Genomic DNA, 19596 nt, shown 5'->3' with positions numbered 1-19596 from the left:
TATAACCATAATACAATCGTGGGAAATTGACGGGCGCTGCCCGTCGCAATGGAAAGGGATATCATCATGGCTGCCAAAAAGCCCAAGACGTCCGCCAACGTCGAAATCGAAACGACCGAAGCCGCAACCGAAACTGCGGCGCAAGGCACATCCGAAGCCCGCTCGCGCTTTTCCGCCGCGCTGGACGAAGCCAAGGCCGGTGCTGCTGCCCTGACCGACGAAGCCAAGGCACGCGCTGCCGAAGCCAAGGAACAGGCCAAGGCACGCGGCGAAGACTGGTCTGCCGAAGCCAAGACCCGCGCCGGTGAACTGGCCGTCGAAGGCAAGCACAAGGTGAGCGAAGGTCTTTCCAGCCTCAGCCGGGTTATCGACGAAAATGCCCCAGCGCTGGATGAAAAGCTGGGCGCAAAATATGGTGACTACGCCCGCTCTGCCTCGCGCACGCTAGAAGAAAATGCCCGCCTGCTGGAGGAAAAGAGCCTCGACGAGCTGGCCAATGATTCGCGCGAAGCGATCCGCAAAAGCCCGGTCGCCGCAGTCGGCTTGGCCGCGCTGATCGGCTTCCTGGCGGCCCGCCTGTTCCGCTAATCCGCAGTGTCGCTTGCCGAGGACGGCTCCCCCGTCCCTCCCGACAGCGGTGATACAAGCGACGCCCCGGCGCAAGATGATGCCGCCGGGACACCGCTGCGCTCGCTCTACGACGATGTCGAAGCCCTGATCGAGGATGCGCGGACCTATTTCGACGCGGAACTCAGCTATCAGAAGAACCGCGCGGGATTTGTCGCCAACCGGCTAAAGAACGGCATTGTTTCTGCGCTGGCCGCGTTGGTGATCGTGATCTTCGCACTGATCGGGCTGACGGTTGGCTTGATAATCGCGCTCACCCCCCATGTCACGGCGTGGGGCGCAACGGCGATTGTGGTCGGCACGCTGTTGTTAGGCGCTGCGCTTTTGGTGCGACGCGCGATGATCGCTTTCCGTGAGATGTCCGCCGCTATGCAGCCGCCTGCCGGAGAGGAAAGCGATGGCTGATCTGCGCCAGCTCGAAGAGGACCGCGCGCTTCGCGATGCGGCGAAGGGTCTACTTGACCGCGACATCGCGCATTTGCGCGGCGATGTGAGTGCGCAAAACATCGGCAAGCGCGCCGCCATTCGCTTGCGTGAAGGCGCGGAAGGCGCTGCGGGCGATGCCTCTGCCTTTGTGCGCGACAACCCTGCGCGGGTGGGCAGCGTGGCGGCGCTTGGCGTCGGTCTGGTGCTGCTGGTGGCGTTCCGCACGCAGCTGTCGGACTGGCTTGGCTCGCTGTGGCAGGCAAGCGGGCTTGCCGACGGGGCGACTGACCGCGAAGCTCTGGAAGAGCGCGACGAAAGCGGCGATAATTCAACCAATTGAGATTTGGAGAACTCCCATGAACGCTCCCACAATTCAGGAAAAGCGCGAAGAGATCAAAGCCCGCATCGCCGCTGCCGAAGCGCGCGAGGCGCGGCTGAGCGAGCAGAGCCTTGCCACCCGCGCCGCCGATAGCGCCGCGGATGCGGGCGAGGCCTTCACAACTTTCGTCAAAAAGCACCCGATTGCCTCGGCAGCGGGCGGTGTCTTACTGGGCATTCTCATTGCAAGCGCCTTCAAGGGGCCGCGCCAGGCGGCGATCCGTGGTGGCGCAAAGGCGGCGAGCCTTGCGACGATCGGCGCGGAAATCGCTAGCGGCTTTGCGTCGCAACTGATGGACGATGCCAGCGAGCTGGGCCGCGAAGGTGCACGCCGGGCGGAAGATCTGACCGATGTGGCAGGCGATCGTGCCCGCTCGCTGAAGCGCAGCGCGGCGCACAAGGCAGGCGATGTCGCCGATGCCGCGCGCATTGCCCGCCGTGAAACCGGCAAGGCTCTCGCCCGCGCGCTGGGCCGTCGCTAAGCTTCAATTTTTCCTCAACAACACCCTTGCGCGTCCTGCTGGCATTGCCGATAGGGCGCGCAATTGCATTCAGCCTTTGAGGAAAAATCGATGTCCGACACGCATGACAGCCAACTGCTCCACATGGTGATCGGCGGCCGGGTGAAAGATCCGCGGACCGTGGAATTCCAGGATTTGAAGGACATTCACGTGGTGGGATTTTATCCCAGCTTTGCCGAAGCCGAACACGCCTGGCGCGGCTGGGCGCAGCGCACGGTGGATGATGCGGAGATGAAATATGTCATCGTGCATCTGCACCGCTTGCTGGAGCCGGATTTGGGGTGATTTTGACAGGAGCGAGTAGGCAGTAGGCTGTGGTAAGGCGCAGTTCCTGCTGCCTACTGCCTCACAAAATCAAATAAATTCAATCTTGTCAATGAGATAAAACCGCTCGCCATTGGGCACGGTGACTTCCACCTCTTCGCCCACACTCTTGCCGATCAGCGCGCGCGCCAACGGGCTTTCGTAGGAGATTCGGCCGACCTTAGCGTCGCTCTCTGCCTGGCCGACGATCTGGTACTTGTAGGGCTTGTCGTCCTCATCCAGCACCGTGACCGTCGCACCGAAAACAACACGGTCGCCCGAAAGCGTCGCAGGATCAATGATCTGCGCGCGGCTGGTCTTGTCCTCCAGCTCGGCGATCTGCGCTTCGACCTGGCCCTGACGCTCCTTCGCGGCGTGATATTCGGCGTTTTCCGAAAGGTCGCCATGCGCGCGCGCTTCCTCGATAGCTTCGACGATCTTGGGGCGTTCGGCCCGCAATGCTTTCAAATCGGCAGTCAGCTTTTCGTAGCCTTCCGCAAGCATCGGCACTTTCTGCATTGGCACTTCCTGTCTTGTGTCAGATCACCCGTCAAAACGACCCTGCCCCGCCCTTCAATAGGCGGCTGGCGGTAGTCGGAATGGAGGGAGAAACGGTGTCTATTTCCCGCTATAATAGTCCTGCAGGCTCTTGACTGCAAGATCAGCCGCAGAAACCGAGACAATCGCGGTCGCTACAGCATGGCAGGCAGCAGCGGTGGTGTAATACGGAACCTTCGCTTCCAGGGCCGAGGCGCGGATCGATTGGCTGTCCTTATGGCTCTGCCAGCCTTCGGTGGTGTTGAACACCAGTGCAATCTCGCCATCGATGATCTTGTCGACGATGTGCGGACGGCCCTCGGCAACCTTGTTCACCCGCTCCACCGGCAGTCCCTGCTCGCGCAGGTAGGACTGGGTGCCCCCCGTCGCGATGGCGGTGAAGCCATATTCGATCAGCTTGCGCACCGGCTCGACAATATGCGCCTTGTCGCCATCCTTGACTGAGACGAAGAGGCAGCCCTTCTCGGGCAGCCGCGTGCCCTCGGCGATTTGCGATTTGGTGAAGGCGGTCGGAAAATCCTTGTCGATCCCCATGACTTCGCCGGTAGACTTCATTTCCGGTGTTAACACGGGATCGGAGCCGGGGAAGCGGGCGAAGGGGAACACCGCCTCTTTCACCGCGATATAGTCGAGATCGCGCTTCACCTTGGGCAGATCGGCCAGCTTCTCCCCCGCCATTACGCGGGCGGCAATCTTGGCGATCTGCGAGCCGGTGGCCTTCGCGACGAAAGGCACGGTGCGGCTGGCGCGGGGGTTCACCTCGATCAGGTAAACCTCGCCATCCTTGATCGCGAATTGCACATTCATCAGGCCGCGCACTTTGAGCGCGCGCGCCAAAGCCTCGCCCTGCCGTTCCAGCTCGGCAATAATGTCGTCGGAAAGGCTGTAGGGCGGCAGCGTGCAGGCGGAATCGCCCGAGTGGACACCCGCTTCCTCGATATGCTGCATCACGCCTGCGACCACGACATCGTCCCCGTCGCATAGCACATCGACATCGCATTCGATGGCATCGCGCAGATACTGGTCGACCAGCACCGGCGAATCGCCTGACACTTGCACCGCGGTGTTGATATAGTTTTCGAGCTGCGCGTCGCTGTCGACAATCTCCATCGCCCGCCCGCCGAGCACGTAGCTGGGGCGCAGCAGCACCGGATATCCGATGCGATGCGCCACCGCGAGCGCCTCGTTATGGCTGTAGGCGATGCCGTTTTCGGGCTGCTTCAAACGCAACTGGCTCACCAGCTTGGCAAACCGCTCACGGTCTTCGGCAAGGTCAATCGCGTCGGGTGATGTGCCGAGGATCGGAATGCCCGCCTCCTCCAGCGCGCCCGCCAGTTTGAGTGGCGTCTGCCCGCCAAATTGCACGATCACGCCTTTGAGCGTGCCCTTCGATTGCTCGACCCGCAGGATTTCGAGAACGTCTTCGGCAGTTAGTGGCTCGAAATAGAGGCGGTCGGAGGTGTCATAATCGGTCGAAACCGTCTCCGGATTGCAGTTCACCATGATCGTTTCATAGCCCGCGTCCGACAGCGCGAAGCAGGCGTGGACGCAGCAATAGTCGAACTCGATCCCCTGCCCGATCCGGTTCGGCCCGCCGCCGAGGATGACGATCTTCTCGCGCTCGGACGGGTCGGCCTCGTTCTCCGGTTCGCCGAAGCTGGGGGCTTCGTAGGTGGAGTACATATAGGGCGTGATCGCCTCGAATTCCGCCGCGCAGCTGTCGATGCGCTTGAAGACGGGGAGCACGCCGAGCTTCTGGCGCAATTCGCGCACTTCGGCCTCGCTGGTGGCCCCCGCCATGGCGCGCAGGGCATCGTGGAGCAGGCCAGAGCGCTTCGCCTGCGTCTCACCCAGACCGCCCGCCACGCCGACCGAGCGCACCGCCAAAGTCGCCAGCCGCTTGTCGGAAAAGCCCATCGCTTTGAGGCGACGCAATTCGGCAGCCGTGTTGGGAAGCCCTTCCGCCCCGATGCGCTTCTCCTCGGCGATGATCTCTTCGATATGCCGCAGGAACCACGGATCGTAATGCGTGATCGCGTTGACTTCCTCGACGGTAAAGCCTTCGCGGAAGGCCTGCGCGATGTTGAGAATGCGGTCGGGCGTCGCCTGCGAAAGCGCAGCGGTGATGGCTTCGCGGCTCGCGCCTTCCAGCGCGGGCACGCGGTTGAAGCCGTCCAGATCGGTTTCCAAACCGCGCAATGCCTTCTGCATCGATTCCTTGATGTTGCGGCCAATCGCCATGACTTCACCGACCGATTTCATCGCGGTGGAAAGCAGCGGCTCCGCGCCCTTGAATTTTTCGAAGGCGAAGCGCGGGATTTTGGTCACGACATAGTCGATGGTCGGCTCGAACGAAGCAGGCGTCGCGCCGGTGATTTCGTTGGTGATCTCGTCCAGCGTGTAACCCACCGCCAGCTTCGCCGCGACGCGCGCGATGGGGAAGCCGGTGGCCTTGGAGGCGAGCGCCGATGAACGCGAGACGCGCGGGTTCATCTCGATCACGATCAGGCGGCCATCCTTCGGATTGACTGCGAACTGCACGTTCGAACCGCCTGTTTCCACGCCGATTTCGCGCAGCACATTGATGCTGGCGGTGCGCATGATCTGGTATTCCTTGTCGGTCAGCGTCAGCGCCGGCGCGACGGTGATGGAATCGCCCGTGTGGACGCCCATCGGATCGACATTCTCGATGGAGCAGATGATGATGCAATTGTCGTTCTTGTCGCGAACGACTTCCATCTCGTATTCTTTCCAGCCGAGCAGCGATTCCTCGATCAGCACTTCGGTGGTGGGGCTCGCATCGAGCCCGCTGCGCACGATCCGCTCGAATTCCTGCCGGTTGTAGGCGATGCCGCCGCCCGTGCCGCCCATGGTGAAACTGGGGCGGATGATCGCGGGAAGCCCGGTGCGTTCGAGCACTTCCTGCGCTTCTTCCAGCGTGTGCGCGGTGCCGCTGCGGGCGCTTTCGAGGCCGATGGAATCCATCGCATCGCGGAAGCGCATCCGGTTTTCGGCCTTGTCGATCACATCGGCCTTCGCGCCGATCATCTCGACCCCGTATTTCTCCAGCGTGCCGTCGGCATCCAGCGCCAGCGCGCAGTTGAGCGCAGTCTGCCCACCCATCGTGGGCAGCAGCGCATCGGGCCGCTCCTTGGCGATGATCTTGGCGACGATATCGGGCGTGATCGGCTCGATATAGGTGGCGTCCGCCATGTCCTGGTCGGTCATGATCGTGGCGGGATTGGAATTGACGAGGATCACCCGATACCCGTCCTCCTTCAACGCCTTGATCGCCTGCGTGCCCGAATAATCGAACTCGCACGCCTGGCCGATAATGATCGGGCCAGCGCCGATAACGAGGATGGAGGAGATGTCTGTACGTTTGGGCATTAGAAAAGATCACCATCTTTTGCAGAGCGGAAGAACGCCTTTATTGCCTCGACGAGCAGCGGTCCTTTCACCAATTTGAATGAAGCTTTCAATTCAATTTCGGCTCTCTCAATAGCGAGCAATATGCCGATTTTGATCTGGATTGCAGTTAGCTCGTAGGCACTCCATAAAGAGCGCGCCGCTTCGAGGCTGCGAACAAGTGATGCATGACGGTCGCCCGTGACGCCATTCGGTCGCGTTTTGTTTGCAACTTCAATTGCGACGGCAAGCGCTTCGTCAATCTCGGCGTATTCAGGTCTGTTGTGGTCAATGGACACCAGCCTGTCAGATGCGGGCACAGTATCGTTGGAAGTCTCTGCCTCGTCCTCGTCAAGCTTGGCCTCAATGTAGTCGTAGAGCCACTCGTCACCAAGCTCGAGATAAGACCCGACGATGTGATATTTCCAGTTTTTTGGGCCGAAGAAACTCTCAAAGACCTTCGTGAGGTCTCCTGAAGTCTCCTCAGGTTCGAGAAAATATATGTCTAAAGATCCGTGCGGCTCGATAACGACGTAGTCTCTCACCCCACTGTGGCGGTGAGGAATCGCAATTCCCTTTCTGATAAGGAAATCGAGCGCGTTTTCGAAACTACGGCGATATTGGTCTAGTACAGGAAAAAGCGCATTGATGTCTTCAAAGAGACCGTCAACACTTCCGCGATAGGAATAACCGTCTGGCGATTTCGCTGCCTCTAGTATTGCTGCGGCCATTACCTGCTCTATCGGGCTCTTCACCCCAACATCCCCACAAACTTCTCGAACAGGTAGAAGCTGTCCTGCGGGCCGGGGCTCGCTTCCGGGTGATACTGCACCCCAAACGCCTTCTTACCCGTAATCGCGATCCCGCAGTTGGAGCCGTCGAACAGCGAGACGTGGGTCTGCTCCACGCCCTCGGGCAAAGTGTCCGCATCGACCGCGAAGCCGTGGTTCATGCTGGTGATCTCGACGAGGCCGGTGGTCTCTCCCCACCCTTCCCCGACGCGCTGCACCGGATGGTTCGCGCCGCGGTGGCCCTGGTGCATCTTCACCGTCTTCGCGCCCGCTGCCAGCGCCAACATCTGGTGGCCGAGGCAGATGCCGAAGAGCGGCACGTCTGCCTCCAGCAGCGCCTTGATTACCGGCACCGCATATTCCCCCGTCGCCGCCGGATCGCCCGGTCCGTTCGACAGGAACACGCCATCGGGATTGAGTGCCATGATGGCGTCAAGCGAGGTCTTCGCCGGAACCACCGTCACCTTCGCGCCCGCTTTTACGAGGTTGCGGAAGATATTGTCCTTTGCGCCGTAATCGATGGCGACCACGTGCGGTTTGCCGTCCCACGCCGCTCGCCCGTAACCATGGCCCAGCCGCCAGTAACCGCCCGCCCAATTCTCTTGGCATTCGCGCGTCACGCGAACCGCCAGATCCATCCCCTCAAGCCCCGGCCATTCCTGCGCGCGTTGCAGCAGCGCGTCGATGTCGAACTCACCCTCTGGCGAGTGTGCGATCACCGCATTGGGCGCGCCCGACTGGCGGATGCGGCGGGTCAGCGCGCGGGTGTCCACGCCCGACAGGCCGATCTTGCCGTGTTTCGCCATCCATTCGGTGAATTCGACTTCGGAGCGGAAATTGGATTGCCGCGTCACTTCCTCGCGCACCACGCATCCCACGGCGCTTTCAACCGCGCTCTCCACATCCTCGGCATTGGTGCCGACATTGCCAATATGCGGGAACGTGAAGGTGACGATCTGCGCGGCGTAGGAGGGATCGGTCATCACTTCCTGATAGCCCGTCATGGCGGTGTTGAAGCAGACTTCGCCCACCGCATTGCCGGTCGCGCCAAAGCCCTTGCCCCACACGACCGTGCCGTCAGCAAGAACCAATACGCCAGTGGCCCCTTTGGGTTGCGCGTGCGAAGAGGCGGAAAAGGCCATGGTGGCTCCCGTGAATCAGTTGACCGGCGATGTGTGCTAAGTCCCAGCGGCTAAGCGTGCGCCGCCCCCGCGTCAAGCACCGCCCTTGGCTTTATTTCGCAGGCCTCTACATGAAGGGCCAACCATCCACAGATTCGAAACGGGAAAACCCATGCTGAGGGACACGATCAAGTCCGAAACCGTCACCGCGATGAAGGCCGGCGACAAACCGCGCACAGCCGCGCTCCGCCTGATCGGCGCGAAGATCAAGGACAAGGATATCGAACTGCGCACGAAGGGCCCGGTCGACGATGACAATGCGCTGGTGGTCGATGTGCTGCAGAAGATGGCGAAGCAGCGCCGCGAATCGATCCAGATGTACGAAGATGGCGGCCGCACCGAACTCGCCGAGCAGGAAAAGGCCGAGCTGGCCGTGATCGAGGAATTCCTCCCCCAGCAAATGGGCGAGGACGAGACGAAGGCGGTGATCGAAGCAATCAAGGCTGAACTCGGCGCGGAAGGCATGAAAGACATGGGCCGCGTGATGGGCGAGCTTAAGGCGCGCCACGCGACGGTACTCGATATGTCCAAGGCGAGCGGCTGGGTGAAAGAATCTCTTTCGTAGTCGACTCAGCGCGTCCGCCTGTCGCATAGTGCGGTTATGGCGCTTTCCCCCCAATGGCTGGACGAATTGAAGTCGCGGATCACGCTTTCCGCGCTGATCAATCGTACGACCAAGCTCCAGCGTGCCGGGCGCGAGTGGAAGGCGTGTTGTCCGTTCCATAACGAGGCGACGCCGAGCTTCTACGTCAACGACCAGAAGGGTTTCTACCACTGCTTCGGCTGTCAGGCGCATGGCAGCGCGATTGACTGGATGATCGAGCAGCGCGGGCTGCAATTCATGGACGCGGTGAAGGAGCTTGCGGCAGAGGCCGGGATGGACGTCCCGGCCCCCGATCCGCGCGCGGCCGAGCGGGCGGAGAAGCGCGCGTCGCTTCATGACGTCATGCAGGCAGCGCAGGATTGGTTCGTGGCGCGGCTCGCATCGGACGAAGGGATTGGCGCGCGGCGCTATCTGGAGAAGCGCGGGTTTTCGCGGCGGGTGATCGAGCAATTCGGCTTTGGCTATGCGCCCGATGACAAACTGGCGATCAAGCAGGCGCTAAGCCAGTTCGACGAGCGAATGCTGGTCGAGGCGGGGCTGCTGATCGAAGTCGAGGACAAGCTCCCCTATGCGCGCTTTCGCGGGCGGCTGATGCTGCCGATCCAGGACCAGCGCGGACGGGTGATTGCGTTTGGCGGACGTATTCTGGAGAACCGTGATGGCGTGGCGAAATACCTGAACTCGCCCGACACGCCGCTCTTCGACAAGGGGCGCACGCTCTACAATCTACACCGCGCCGGTGCCGCATCGCGCAAGACCGAGCGGGTGATCGCAGTCGAAGGCTATATGGACGTGATCGCGCTGGCGCAGGCGGGGTTCGAGGATGCGGTTGCGCCGATGGGCACCGCGCTCACCGAAGCCCAGGTCGAGTTGCTCTGGCGCATGGCAGACAAGCCGGTGCTGTGTTTCGATGGCGATGCCGCAGGCAAACGCGCCGCCATGCGCGCCGCCGAACGCACCCTGCCCCTGCTCCGCCCCGGCCACAGCCTGCAAATCGTCCAGCTGCCCACCGGTGTCGATCCCGACGATCTGATCAAGGAACGCGGCGCGTCGGCGATGGAGACGCTGCTCACCCAGCCCAAGTCGCTGCTCGACCTGATCTGGGAGCATGAGCGCGAGGCGCAGCCGCTGAATTCGCCGGAAGACAAGGCCGGGCTGAAAGCGCGACTGCTGGATCACGTCGAGACCATCCAGGACCCCGATATCAAATCGCTCTACCGCCGCGAACTGCTTGAACGTTACAGCAATTTCGCTTTCCCCAAGCGTGAATTCACGCCGCAGCGCAGCGGGTTTGCCCGCCAGCCCTTCGGCAAGCAGCAGGCAGAGCGCACTCCGCCGCACGTTACCGAACAATTGCGACGTAGAAATAGCAGCGCCTCACGCGACACGCTCACCCCCGCCATCCTCCACGGCTTCGCCCGCTTTCCCGGCGAAATCCACCGCCATGCGGACAGCCTGCTCGCGCTGGCACGCAGCGACGCAAAAACCGCAAAGGCTGTGGATTATCTCCTAGAAAACGCCGCGACGCTTGAAGCGGGCGATATTCCGCCCATATCCCCAGCAGACATCCTGCCGCCGCCGCCGGATAACACCCGATTTACCTTCCTTGGCGAAGGACACGATCCGGGCGCCGCGAGGGAGGAACTGGCCGAAGCCATTGCCATGCTGGTCGAAAGGCCCGCATTGGAAGCGGCAATTGCGGATGCCACGCGTCGTTTCGCTACCGATCCCGAAGGCGCCTTTGCCGAGCAGCAACGCTTGCGCAAACGAAAGCTGGAAATTGACGCGCGACTCGGCCAAATGGCAAGAAAACGGGCTGCGCTGACAGCTGATCTCGATCTTTCTTCCGATCCTGCACAGCAGGGCCGGGACGAACATAAAACGGACTGACGACCTAGAAAATGGCGATCAAGGCTAAGAAATCCAAAGGAGCAGAAGATGCTCCGCTCATCGATATCAACGGCGCAGACATCAAGAAGATGATCGCGAAGGCGAAGCGCAAGGGCTACATCACCTATGATGAGCTCAACGAAGCGCTGCCCAGCGACCAGATGAGCGCCGACCAGATCGAAGATATCCAGACCGCGCTTTCCGATATGGGCGTGCAGATCGTCGAAAGCGCCGAAGACGCCGAAGACGAGGATGACGGCCCCGAGGAAATCGCGCCCGCCGGTTCCGACGTGTCGGACGGCCCGAAGCAGAACGTTCCCGAAAAGAAGAAATCTGTCGCCAGCGAAGGCCGCACTGATGATCCCGTGCGGATGTATCTGCGCGAAATGGGCGCGGTGGAACTGCTCAGCCGCGAAGGCGAAATCGCCATCGCCAAGCGGATCGAGGCCGGCCGCGACACGATGATCATCGGCCTGTGCGAAAGCCCGATCACTTTCCACGCCATCATCATGTGGTCCGAAGCGCTCAATAACGAGGAAATGCAGCTGCGCGAGATTCTCGATCTCGACGCCATGCTTTCCAAGGAGCCTCCGGTCGACAAGATGGAGGAAGGCGAGGACGATGATGACGGCGAGATTTCCGAAGAAACCGCCGGTCCCTCCATCCGCGACGATGACGACGACATGGACGAGGAAGAGGAAGGCGGCGACGACGAGGACGGCGAAGGCTCGCCCAAGCAGCGCGACGATGATGATGACGAGGACAACACCATGTCGCTCGCGCAGATGGAAGCCGCGCTGAAGCCCGAGGCGCTCGAACGCTTTGCGCGCATCACCGATCTGTTCAAGAAGTTCGAAAAGCTACAGGCCGAAAGGGTGGAAACCCTCGCCGCCGGGGAAGCCTTCCCCAAGGCGAAAGAGAACAAGTATGAGAGCCTGCGCGAAGAGCTGACGGCGGAGGTCGAATCCGTGCAGTTCCACGCGACCAAGATCGAATATCTGGTCGACAATCTCTACGCCTTCAACCGCCGCCTCACCGCGCTGGGTGGCCAGATGCTGCGTCTGGCAGAGCGCCACAAGGTGAAGCGCATCGACTTCCTCAATTCCTATGTCGGTAACGAGCTTGATGAAAACTGGCTCGCCGACAAGGCCAAGAAGGATAAGAAATGGGCCGCTTTCGCCGAGAAAGAGGCCGACGCGGTGGAACGCATTCGCGTCGAAATCGCCGACATCGCCAGCCAGACGGGCATGAGCCTTACCGAATTCCGCCGCATCGTGAATATGGTGCAGAAGGGCGAGCGCGAGGCGCGCATCGCCAAGAAGGAGATGGTCGAGGCGAACCTGCGTCTGGTGATCTCCATCGCCAAGAAATATACGAACCGTGGCCTGCAATTCCTTGATCTTATTCAGGAAGGCAATATCGGCCTGATGAAGGCGGTCGACAAGTTCGAGTATCGCCGCGGCTACAAGTTCAGCACTTACGCCACGTGGTGGATCCGGCAGGCGATCACCCGCTCGATTGCCGATCAGGCGCGCACCATCCGTATTCCGGTGCATATGATTGAAACGATCAACAAGCTGGTGCGCACGAGCCGCCAGTTCCTGCACGAACAGGGTCGCGAGCCGACTCCCGAAGAAATGGCCGAGCGCCTCTCCATGCCTTTGGAGAAGGTGCGCAAGGTGATGAAGATCGCCAAGGAGCCGATTTCGCTCGAAACGCCGATTGGCGACGAGGAAGATTCGCATCTCGGCGATTTCATCGAGGACAAGAACGCCATCATCCCGGTGGATGCCGCGATCCAGGCGAACCTCAAGGAAACCGTCACCCGCGTGCTCGCCTCGCTCACCCCGCGCGAAGAGCGCGTGCTGCGTATGCGCTTCGGCATCGGCATGAACACCGATCACACGCTGGAAGAAGTCGGCCAGCAGTTCAGCGTGACGCGCGAACGTATCCGCCAGATCGAAGCGAAGGCACTGCGGAAGCTGAAGCATCCGAGCCGGAGCCGGAAGATGCGGAGTTTCCTGGATCAGTAACACAAGCACGGGGTCGCAAGCCTATGACAATTCGACTTGTTTTTACCGCCGGCGCCATCGTGCTCGCTATGCCTTTTGCTGCGTGCGCACAAGAGGCGCCAGTAATAGTCGAGGCGCCTGCCGATGCCCGGCTTTCGCTGGCGCGCGAGGTGATCTCGCTGGGTTTCCCCGAAGAAACCCGCATGGATTCGATGGTGGGCGTTGCCGACCAGTTGATCGAACAATTGCGCGCAACCAATGGGAACGGTCCGTCGAACCCGCAAGTGGATGCGGTCATGGATCGCTTTGTCCAGCGGGTGTTGGATACTACGCGCACAGTCCTTGGCCGGCATATCGATGACATGATGGAAGGCATGGCAATCGCCTATGCGGATACCTTCACTTATGAAGAATTGCTGGGCATCCGCGACTTCGTGGCCTCGCCTGCGGGGCGCGGATTTCTGACCCGTGTTACCGACATCAATGCCCACCCTGCCTATGCCTCGGCAACGCAGGCCTATATGGACGAATACATGTCCTACATGCCGCAATTGCAGCGGGAGTTTATGAGGGATCTCACTGCGGCGCTGGAGTCACCGGGTAGCGCCAAGGGTCAGTAAGAAGACCAAATGCGCGGATGCCCCTAATCCTCTTCAACAAGCCGATGAATGTCCTGTCGCAGTTCACCGATCGCGGCAGTCCTACGCAGCGGGCGACGCTTTCCGATTTCATCGACATTCCCGGCGTTTATCCCGCAGGCAGGCTCGACCGCGATAGCGAGGGGCTGCTGCTGCTCACCGATGACGGGCGCTTGCAGGCGCGGATTGCCGATCCGAAATTCAAACTCGCAAAGACCTACCTCGTGCAGGTCGAGGGGGAGCCTGCGCCCGATGCCATCCGCCAGCTCGCGCAAGGCGTCGATCTCAATGATGGCCGCACGCGCCCCGCCGAGGCCGAGCATATCGACGATCCGCACCTCTGGCCACGCGATCCTCCGGTGCGGTTCCGCAAAACCGTTCCCGATAGCTGGCTCAGGCTCACCATCCGCGAAGGCAAAAACCGGCAGTTGCGGCGGATGACGGCGGCGGTTGGCCACCCGACCCTGCGCCTCGTGCGCATCTGCATCGGCGATTGGGAACTCGGCGATCTCCAACCCGGCGAATGGCGTGAGGCGTAGGTCTTAATAGACTCCCGCGCCGTGCTGTGGCATCTGCGGACGCGGAGAGGACAGACCCGAATATCACATCAAGGATCGTCCCGCGTGCCCACTCCAGCCTCAAAAACCATCGCAATCGTCAGCCAGAAGGGCGGATCGGGCAAAACAACGCTCGCTTTGCACCTTGCCACGCGCGCGGTGGAGGCGAAGTATCAGGCCTGCGTCATCGACACCGACCCGCAAGCCACCGCTGCGGCATGGGGCGACTGGCGCGGGGATTTCCTGCCAACGGTGGTGACTGCTCCCCCCGCCCGCCTCGCCCGCACCATCGAGAACGCCGCCAAACAAGGCCTCGCCCTGTCGGTGATCGACACCCCGCCCCACGCCGAAGCGGCCATGCGAGAGGCGATCAAATGCGCTGATCTTGTACTGATGCCCACCCGCCCCCGCGCCTTTGACCTGCACGCTTTGGAAGCGATTGCGGAGATGGTGCGCTTCGCCGACAAGAAGGCTTTCGTGGTTCTCAACGCCGTGCCCGCCCGCGCCACCAAGCAAATCGCCGAGGCAACCGAAGCCGCCAAGGCGCTCGGCCTCGAAACCTGCCCTGTCACTTTCGGCGAGCGCGCAGACTTCCACCGCTCCTCTGCCAAAGGCGAAGTCGCCGCCGAGATTGACGCCAATGGCAAAGCCGCTCAGGAAGTCGCCGCACTGTGGAAATGGACGGCGAAGCAGTTGGGGCTAAAGGGCCAGGCCTCGGCTAGCTCCATGAGCTGAAGAAAAAGGACGACTGCAGGGTGGAGAATCGCTTCCCCCTCGCCTATGTCGCCTGCCATGCGTATTGCCATAGCCTCCGACCATGCCGCGACCGACCTGAAGGCCGAATTGCGCGACTGGCTTATCGAACAGGGTCACGAAGTGGCCGATCTTGGCCCCGAGCCGGGAGAAAGCGTCGATTATCCCGACTATGGCCGCAAACTCGCCGAAGTCGTTGCCGAAGGCACGGCGGAGCGCGGAGTGGCTTTGTGCGGCAGCGGGATTGGCATTTCCATGGCCTGTAACCGCAACCCCGCGATCCGCTGCGCGCTGGTATCCGAACCCTTTTCCGCCGCCCTCTCGCGCGAGCACAATGACGCGAATGTCATCGCCATGGGCGCGCGCCTGACCGGCGGTGAAATGGCGAAGGCCTGCCTCGCCGCTTTCCTCGAAACCGACTTTGCCGGCGGCCGCCACCAGCGCCGCGTTGACAAGCTTTCCTGAATCGGAACCCCCTATGGCTACCCAAGAAATCAGCACGCCCGATATGTCTCGCTTCTGGAGCGATAGCCTTGCCGAGGCCGATCCCGATATCGCGGCGGCAATCGACAAGGAACTCGCCCGCCAGCGCGACAAGATCGAACTGATCGCGTCCGAGAACATCGCTTCCAAAGCCGTGCTCGAAGCGGCGGGCAGCGTGTTCACCAACAAATATGCCGAGGGCTATCCGGGCAAGCGTTATTACGGCGGCTGCGATTATGCCGATGTGGTGGAAACGCTCGCTATCGAGCGCGCTTGCAAGCTGTTCGGCTGCAATTTCGCCAATGTGCAGCCCAACTCCGGCAGCCAGATGAACCAGGCGGTGTTCCTCGCGTTGCTGCAGCCGGGCGACACCTTCATGGGGCTCGATCTCAATTCGGGCGGTCACCTCACCCACGGCTCGCCGGTCAATATGAGTGGCAAGTGGTTCAATCCGGTCGCCTATGGTGTCGACAAGGACAGCGAGACCATCGACATGGACGCGGTGATGGCGACCGCGAAGGAGCACAAGCCCAAGCTCATCATCGCCGGTGGCACCGCCTATAGCCGCATCTGGGACTGGGCAGCGTTTCGCAAGGTGGCGGACGAGGTCGGCGCGATCCTGATGGTCGATATGAGCCACATTTCGGGTCTGGTGGCGGGCGGCGTACACCCCTCGCCCTTCCCCCATGCCGACGTCGTGACGTCAACCACGCATAAGAGCCTGCGCGGTCCGCGTTCGGGCATCATCCTGTGGAATGACGACAAGTTCACCAAGCCGTTCAACATGGCGGTCTTCCCCGGAATGCAGGGCGGCCCGTTGATGCATATTGTCGCCGCGAAGGCTGTCGCCTTTGCCGAGGCATTGCGGCCTGACTTCAAGGTCTACGCGCACGCGGTGGTCGAGAACGCCCGCGCGCTGGCGGCGAGTATTGAGGAAAACGGTCTGCGCATTGTTTCGGGCGGCACGGACAACCACTCCATGCTGGTCGATCTCACCGCGATGGATGTGACCGGCAAGGCGGCGGAGAAGGGCCTCGACCGCGCCTATCTCACTTGCAACAAGAACGGCATTCCGTTCGACACGCGCAGCCCGTTTGTGACCAGCGGCATCCGCCTCGGCACGCCCGCAGGCACGACGCGCGGATTTGGCCCTGCCGAGTTCCGCAAGATCGGTGCTATGATTTGCCAGGTCGTCGAAGGGATGAGTCGCAACGGCGAAGATGGTGATGCACAGGTGGAAGAGCGCATTCGCCGCGAAGTCGGCGAATTGTGCGCGAATTTCCCCGTCTATCCGGGAATGTAAGAGACATGACGAACGATCCGCGTCGCAGAGACGATAACGATATCGACCGCTACATCCTGAAGGATGCGGTAGAGGAAGCCAAAGCCATGGGTCGCGAGGGTCTCTCGCACCCATCGGTGAAGCCGGTGGCCGTGGGCGCTGCTGTCGGCGCTGTTGCGGCGGGCATTCTGCCGATTGTCACGTGGCCCATCGGACTGGTCGTGGGTGCGGGCTTCATGCTGTACAAGCGGGTCAGACCGTAAACCTTCATGCGGTGCCCCTTCTGCGCGCATGACAACAGTCAGGTCAAAGATTCGCGCCCGACCGAAGACAACACCTCGATCCGCCGCCGTCGCCAGTGCGAGGGGTGCGGTGCGCGTTTCACCACGTTCGAACGGGTGCAATTGCGCGAGGTAACGGTCGTCAAATCGGGCAGCGATGGTGGCGAGGTGCGGCGCGAGGCGTTTGACCGCTCCAAGATCGAACAGTCGGTCGCGCTCGCCGTGCGCAAGCGCGGGATCGAGCAGGAACGGATCGACCAGCTTGTCTCCGGCATCCAGCGGCAAGTGGAAACCGCCGGTGAAAGCGAAATCGCCTCCGAACGCATCGGCCAGATGGTGATGGACGGGCTGCGGCAACTGGACAGCGTCGCCTATATCCGCTTCGCCAGCGTCTATCGCGATTTCAGCGAGGCGAAGGATTTCCAGGACTTTGCCAGCGCCGTGGAAGAAGCCGGTGGACGCGATGCCGCTGGAAGCTGAGCCACCCGTCATCGTGCTTGTCCGCCCGCAACTGGGCGAGAATATCGGCAAGGCCGCGCGCGCCATGCTCAATTTCGGGCTGACCGAAATGCGCATCGTCGCCCCGCGCGATGGCTGGCCCAATCCTTCCGCAGGGCCCGCAGCCTCGGGCGCGGATATCGTGCTGGAGCAGGCGCAGGTCTTCGACACCACGGCAGCGGCGGTGGCCGATTGCGCGCACGTCTATGCCACCACGGTGCGTAAGCGCGGCGTGACCAAGCCGGTGCTCACACCCGAACAGGCCGCGCGCGAAGTGCCGCAGCAGGCCGGGCGCAGCGCCTTTCTGTTCGGGCCGGAGAGGTCGGGACTGGAAACCGAAGACGTGTCACTGGCGCGCACGATCGTGACCGCGCCGATCAATCCCGAATTCGGTTCGCTCAATCTGGCGCAAGCGGTGATTCTGGTGGCGTATGAGCTGTCCAAGAATGCCGATCTGGCGATCCCGACGCAGGAAGATCTGCTGCCCCCCGCCCCGCAGGAAGAGCTAGAGGGCCTGATCGCGCATCTGGAGCGGATGCTCGAGCCGCGCGACTATTTCTTCCCCGAAGCCCGCGCCGAGGCCACGCGGCGTACACTTCGTGGGGTGCTGACCAAGCCCGGCTGGAATCACCTTGAAGTGCGCACCTTGCGCGGCGTCCTCTCCGCCCTGGAGAAGCCGCGGAAATAAGTGATTGTCTCCAAGCATTTGACACCGCGAATGGATTGGGGCAGCCTGCCGGTTTCAAACCAGCCCGGAGAAAGACCATGCGCAAGAGCATCGCCAGTTTCACCGTGATCGCCGCCTTGTGTGCTGGCGGGAGTTTTTCTGCAGCCCATGCGCAAGATGCTACAGAGCCTGCCACCGAAGTTGCCGAGGAAGAGACGACCGAAGACGAGATCGTCGTTACCGGCGAAATCGACCAAGGCGAGATCGAGCGTTGCCGCATTATCCGCGTAACCGGCACCCGCTTCCGCGAGCGTGTCTGTATGACCCGCAACGAGATGGAAGAGCAACGGCAGAACAACCAGGAAGTCGTCAACGATCACCGTTATGATGGCCCGGGACCGGTCGAGGTCGACGCCAACGGTTTCCCGATCGTACCTCCGATCTGAGATTGGCGGCGCATTCATAAAGGGTTCATGCGGCCAGGCGTCTACTCGTCTGAAATTAAGGGAGAAAATGTCATGTCGCTTATTGCCGCTGCCGCTCTACTGTTTCCCGTGGCGCTGGACGACCCGCTGCTTCGCGCCGGAGATACCTACGTCTCGCCCGTTCTGGCTGCGGCTATCGCCGGAGATTCGGGTGGGCAGGCGCACTGCATGACCTTGCCCGAAGGCTCCGCCAGCCATCGCACCGTATGCATGGCCACCGCGGAATGGCAGGCCGTCTTCGACCGCATCGAAGCCGATGAAGCGGCAGACAACCGGATGCGCGCTATCTGGCTCAGCCAGTGGTACGCCCGCAGCTGATCGCAGCTTTGCGCTGTTCCTGACCGATCTCGCGTTCCAACGCGCAGAGCAGCCGCTGGCAGAACACCATTTTGTGCTCCCCCGGAACGCAACCCACAGCGTGCCTTCCCCCTCGCAGCGCAAATAGGGCAACCGTCTCCTGCTCCGCGCTTGACTTCCGCGTGCGTGCAGCTATGTGCGCGCCTTCGCGACAAATTGGCTCCGCACCCCGGTGAAGCGGTGGCCGCGTCTGGCAGCAGGTCAGGCGGTGCGATGCCGGGTTGAATGGCTGCCATTGGGGTAGCCCAGCAGATTAAAGGATACGTCTCATGACGAAGCGCACCAGCGCCAAGCACAAACTCGACCGCCGGATGGGCGAAAACATCTGGGGTCGCCCGAATTCCCCGGTCAACAAGCGTTCGTACGGCCCCGGCCAGCACGGCCAGCGCCGCAAGGGGAAGATGTCCGACTTCGGCCTGCAGCTGCGCGCCAAGCAGAAGCTGAAGGGTTACTACGGCGACGTCACCGAAAAGCAGTTCAAGGCGACCTACAAGGCAGCAAGCCGCATGAAGGGCGACACCAGCCAGAACCTCATCGGCCTGCTCGAGCGTCGCCTCGACATGATCGTATACCGCGCCAAGTTCGCGCCGACGATCTTCGCCGCGCGCCAGCTCGTCAGCCACGGTCACATCAAGGTGAACGGTGTGAAGTGCAACATCGCCTCGCGCCGCTGCGACGTGAACGATGTGATTTCGCTGGGTGACAAGGCCAAGGAAATGGCGCTGGTCATCGAGGCGCAGAGCCTGCCCGAGCGTGACATCCCCGATTATGTTGCTGTGGACGGCAACGACAAGGTGAGCTTCATCCGCGTGCCCACGCTGGACGAAGTGCCCTATCCGGTGACGATGGAACCGAACCTGGTCGTCGAGTTCTACTCGCGCTAATCCTGCGGGACA

The 19596-nt window shown here is 61.7% G+C and carries 23 protein-coding genes; 19 read left to right on the top strand and 4 right to left on the bottom strand.

Annotated features, from left to right (window positions below; genetic code table 11):
* Positions 1-66 precede the first annotated feature (66 nt).
* The 5 genes from ACS0VV_RS05645 (at position 67) to ACS0VV_RS05625 (ending at position 2237) form a co-directional block, all read left to right on the top strand.
* Complete coding sequence (locus ACS0VV_RS05645) at positions 67-588, top strand: hypothetical protein (RefSeq protein WP_483531747.1); 522 nt, start codon at positions 67-69, stop codon at positions 586-588.
* A gap of 6 nt (positions 589-594) precedes the next feature.
* Positions 595-1032 (top strand): phage holin family protein, encoded by a 438-nt coding sequence (locus ACS0VV_RS05640; RefSeq protein WP_483531746.1) that lies wholly within the window; start codon positions 595-597, stop codon positions 1030-1032.
* Complete coding sequence (locus tag ACS0VV_RS05635) at positions 1025-1393, top strand: hypothetical protein (RefSeq protein WP_483531745.1); 369 nt, start codon at positions 1025-1027, stop codon at positions 1391-1393. The genes ACS0VV_RS05640 and ACS0VV_RS05635 overlap by 8 nt, the downstream gene beginning before the upstream one ends.
* A 16-nt stretch (positions 1394-1409) precedes the next feature.
* The gene (locus tag ACS0VV_RS05630; RefSeq protein WP_483531744.1) at positions 1410-1913 is read left to right on the top strand and encodes a hypothetical protein; all 504 of its coding nucleotides are present in this window, start codon (positions 1410-1412) and stop codon (positions 1911-1913) included.
* A 90-nt stretch (positions 1914-2003) separates the two neighbouring features.
* Entirely contained in the window at positions 2004-2237 is a 234-nt protein-coding gene (locus tag ACS0VV_RS05625) for a DUF4170 domain-containing protein (protein ID WP_483531743.1), read from the top strand.
* A 69-nt stretch (positions 2238-2306) separates the two neighbouring features.
* Here the strand turns inward: ACS0VV_RS05625 and greA are convergent, their stop codons facing one another.
* The 4 genes from greA to carA form a co-directional block, all read right to left on the bottom strand.
* Positions 2307-2774 carry a transcription elongation factor GreA gene (gene greA, locus ACS0VV_RS05620; RefSeq protein ID WP_483531742.1) on the bottom strand — a complete coding sequence of 156 codons (468 nt, stop codon included), beginning with the start codon at positions 2772-2774 and terminating at the stop codon, positions 2307-2309.
* Positions 2775-2873: 99 nt separating this feature from the next.
* Positions 2874-6203 carry a carbamoyl-phosphate synthase large subunit gene (gene carB / locus ACS0VV_RS05615; RefSeq protein WP_483531741.1) on the bottom strand — a complete coding sequence of 1110 codons (3330 nt, stop codon included), beginning with the start codon at positions 6201-6203 and terminating at the stop codon, positions 2874-2876.
* A complete protein-coding gene (locus ACS0VV_RS05610) occupies positions 6203-6952 on the bottom strand; it encodes a hypothetical protein (RefSeq protein ID WP_483531740.1) in 750 nt (249 codons plus the stop codon). The genes carB and ACS0VV_RS05610 overlap by 1 nt, the downstream gene beginning before the upstream one ends.
* Before the next feature lie 20 nt (positions 6953-6972).
* Positions 6973-8154 carry a glutamine-hydrolyzing carbamoyl-phosphate synthase small subunit gene (gene carA / locus ACS0VV_RS05605; protein ID WP_483531739.1) on the bottom strand — a complete coding sequence of 394 codons (1182 nt, stop codon included), beginning with the start codon at positions 8152-8154 and terminating at the stop codon, positions 6973-6975.
* A 151-nt stretch (positions 8155-8305) separates the two neighbouring features.
* Between carA and ACS0VV_RS05600 the strand changes: the two genes are divergently transcribed.
* From ACS0VV_RS05600 to rpsD, 14 genes are all read left to right on the top strand, one after another.
* Complete coding sequence (locus ACS0VV_RS05600; protein WP_483531738.1) at positions 8306-8758, top strand: GatB/YqeY domain-containing protein; 453 nt, start codon at positions 8306-8308, stop codon at positions 8756-8758.
* 36 nt (positions 8759-8794) lie between these two features.
* Positions 8795-10687 (top strand): DNA primase, encoded by a 1893-nt coding sequence (gene dnaG, locus ACS0VV_RS05595; RefSeq protein ID WP_483531737.1) that lies wholly within the window; start codon positions 8795-8797, stop codon positions 10685-10687.
* Between the two features lie 11 nt (positions 10688-10698).
* A complete protein-coding gene (gene rpoD / locus ACS0VV_RS05590; protein WP_483531736.1) occupies positions 10699-12720 on the top strand; it encodes an RNA polymerase sigma factor RpoD in 2022 nt (673 codons plus the stop codon).
* 23 nt (positions 12721-12743) lie between these two features.
* Positions 12744-13319: a DUF2059 domain-containing protein gene (locus tag ACS0VV_RS05585; RefSeq protein WP_483531735.1), complete on the top strand. Its 576-nt coding sequence runs from the start codon at positions 12744-12746 to the stop codon at positions 13317-13319.
* A 17-nt stretch (positions 13320-13336) separates the two neighbouring features.
* Positions 13337-13876 (top strand): pseudouridine synthase, encoded by a 540-nt coding sequence (locus tag ACS0VV_RS05580; protein ID WP_483531734.1) that lies wholly within the window; start codon positions 13337-13339, stop codon positions 13874-13876.
* An 84-nt stretch (positions 13877-13960) separates the two neighbouring features.
* Positions 13961-14629, top strand: a complete 669-nt coding sequence (locus ACS0VV_RS05575) for an AAA family ATPase (RefSeq protein WP_483531733.1) — start codon at positions 13961-13963, stop codon at positions 14627-14629.
* A gap of 57 nt (positions 14630-14686) precedes the next feature.
* Positions 14687-15112, top strand: coding sequence for a ribose 5-phosphate isomerase B (gene rpiB, locus ACS0VV_RS05570; protein ID WP_483531732.1), 426 nt, complete (start codon positions 14687-14689; stop codon positions 15110-15112).
* A 13-nt stretch (positions 15113-15125) separates the two neighbouring features.
* A complete protein-coding gene (gene glyA / locus ACS0VV_RS05565; RefSeq protein WP_483531731.1) occupies positions 15126-16433 on the top strand; it encodes a serine hydroxymethyltransferase in 1308 nt (435 codons plus the stop codon).
* A 5-nt stretch (positions 16434-16438) separates the two neighbouring features.
* Positions 16439-16675 (top strand): hypothetical protein, encoded by a 237-nt coding sequence (locus ACS0VV_RS05560; RefSeq protein WP_483531730.1) that lies wholly within the window; start codon positions 16439-16441, stop codon positions 16673-16675.
* Positions 16676-16681: 6 nt separating this feature from the next.
* Complete coding sequence (gene nrdR / locus ACS0VV_RS05555; RefSeq protein ID WP_151974460.1) at positions 16682-17173, top strand: transcriptional regulator NrdR; 492 nt, start codon at positions 16682-16684, stop codon at positions 17171-17173.
* Complete coding sequence (locus ACS0VV_RS05550; RefSeq protein ID WP_483533505.1) at positions 17157-17879, top strand: RNA methyltransferase; 723 nt, start codon at positions 17157-17159, stop codon at positions 17877-17879. The genes nrdR and ACS0VV_RS05550 overlap by 17 nt, the downstream gene beginning before the upstream one ends.
* Positions 17880-17956: 77 nt before the next feature.
* On the top strand, positions 17957-18304 hold the full coding sequence (locus tag ACS0VV_RS05545) for a hypothetical protein (protein WP_483531729.1): 348 nt from the start codon (positions 17957-17959) through the stop codon (positions 18302-18304).
* Between the two features lie 72 nt (positions 18305-18376).
* Positions 18377-18661 (top strand): hypothetical protein, encoded by a 285-nt coding sequence (locus ACS0VV_RS05540; RefSeq protein WP_483531728.1) that lies wholly within the window; start codon positions 18377-18379, stop codon positions 18659-18661.
* A gap of 308 nt (positions 18662-18969) precedes the next feature.
* Complete coding sequence (gene rpsD / locus ACS0VV_RS05535; RefSeq protein WP_483531727.1) at positions 18970-19584, top strand: 30S ribosomal protein S4; 615 nt, start codon at positions 18970-18972, stop codon at positions 19582-19584.
* The last annotated feature ends 12 nt before the right edge of the window (positions 19585-19596 follow it).

Source organism: Aurantiacibacter sp. KMU-128 (genome assembly GCF_056933515.1).
This window is presented reverse-complemented; position numbering and strand designations above follow the sequence as displayed.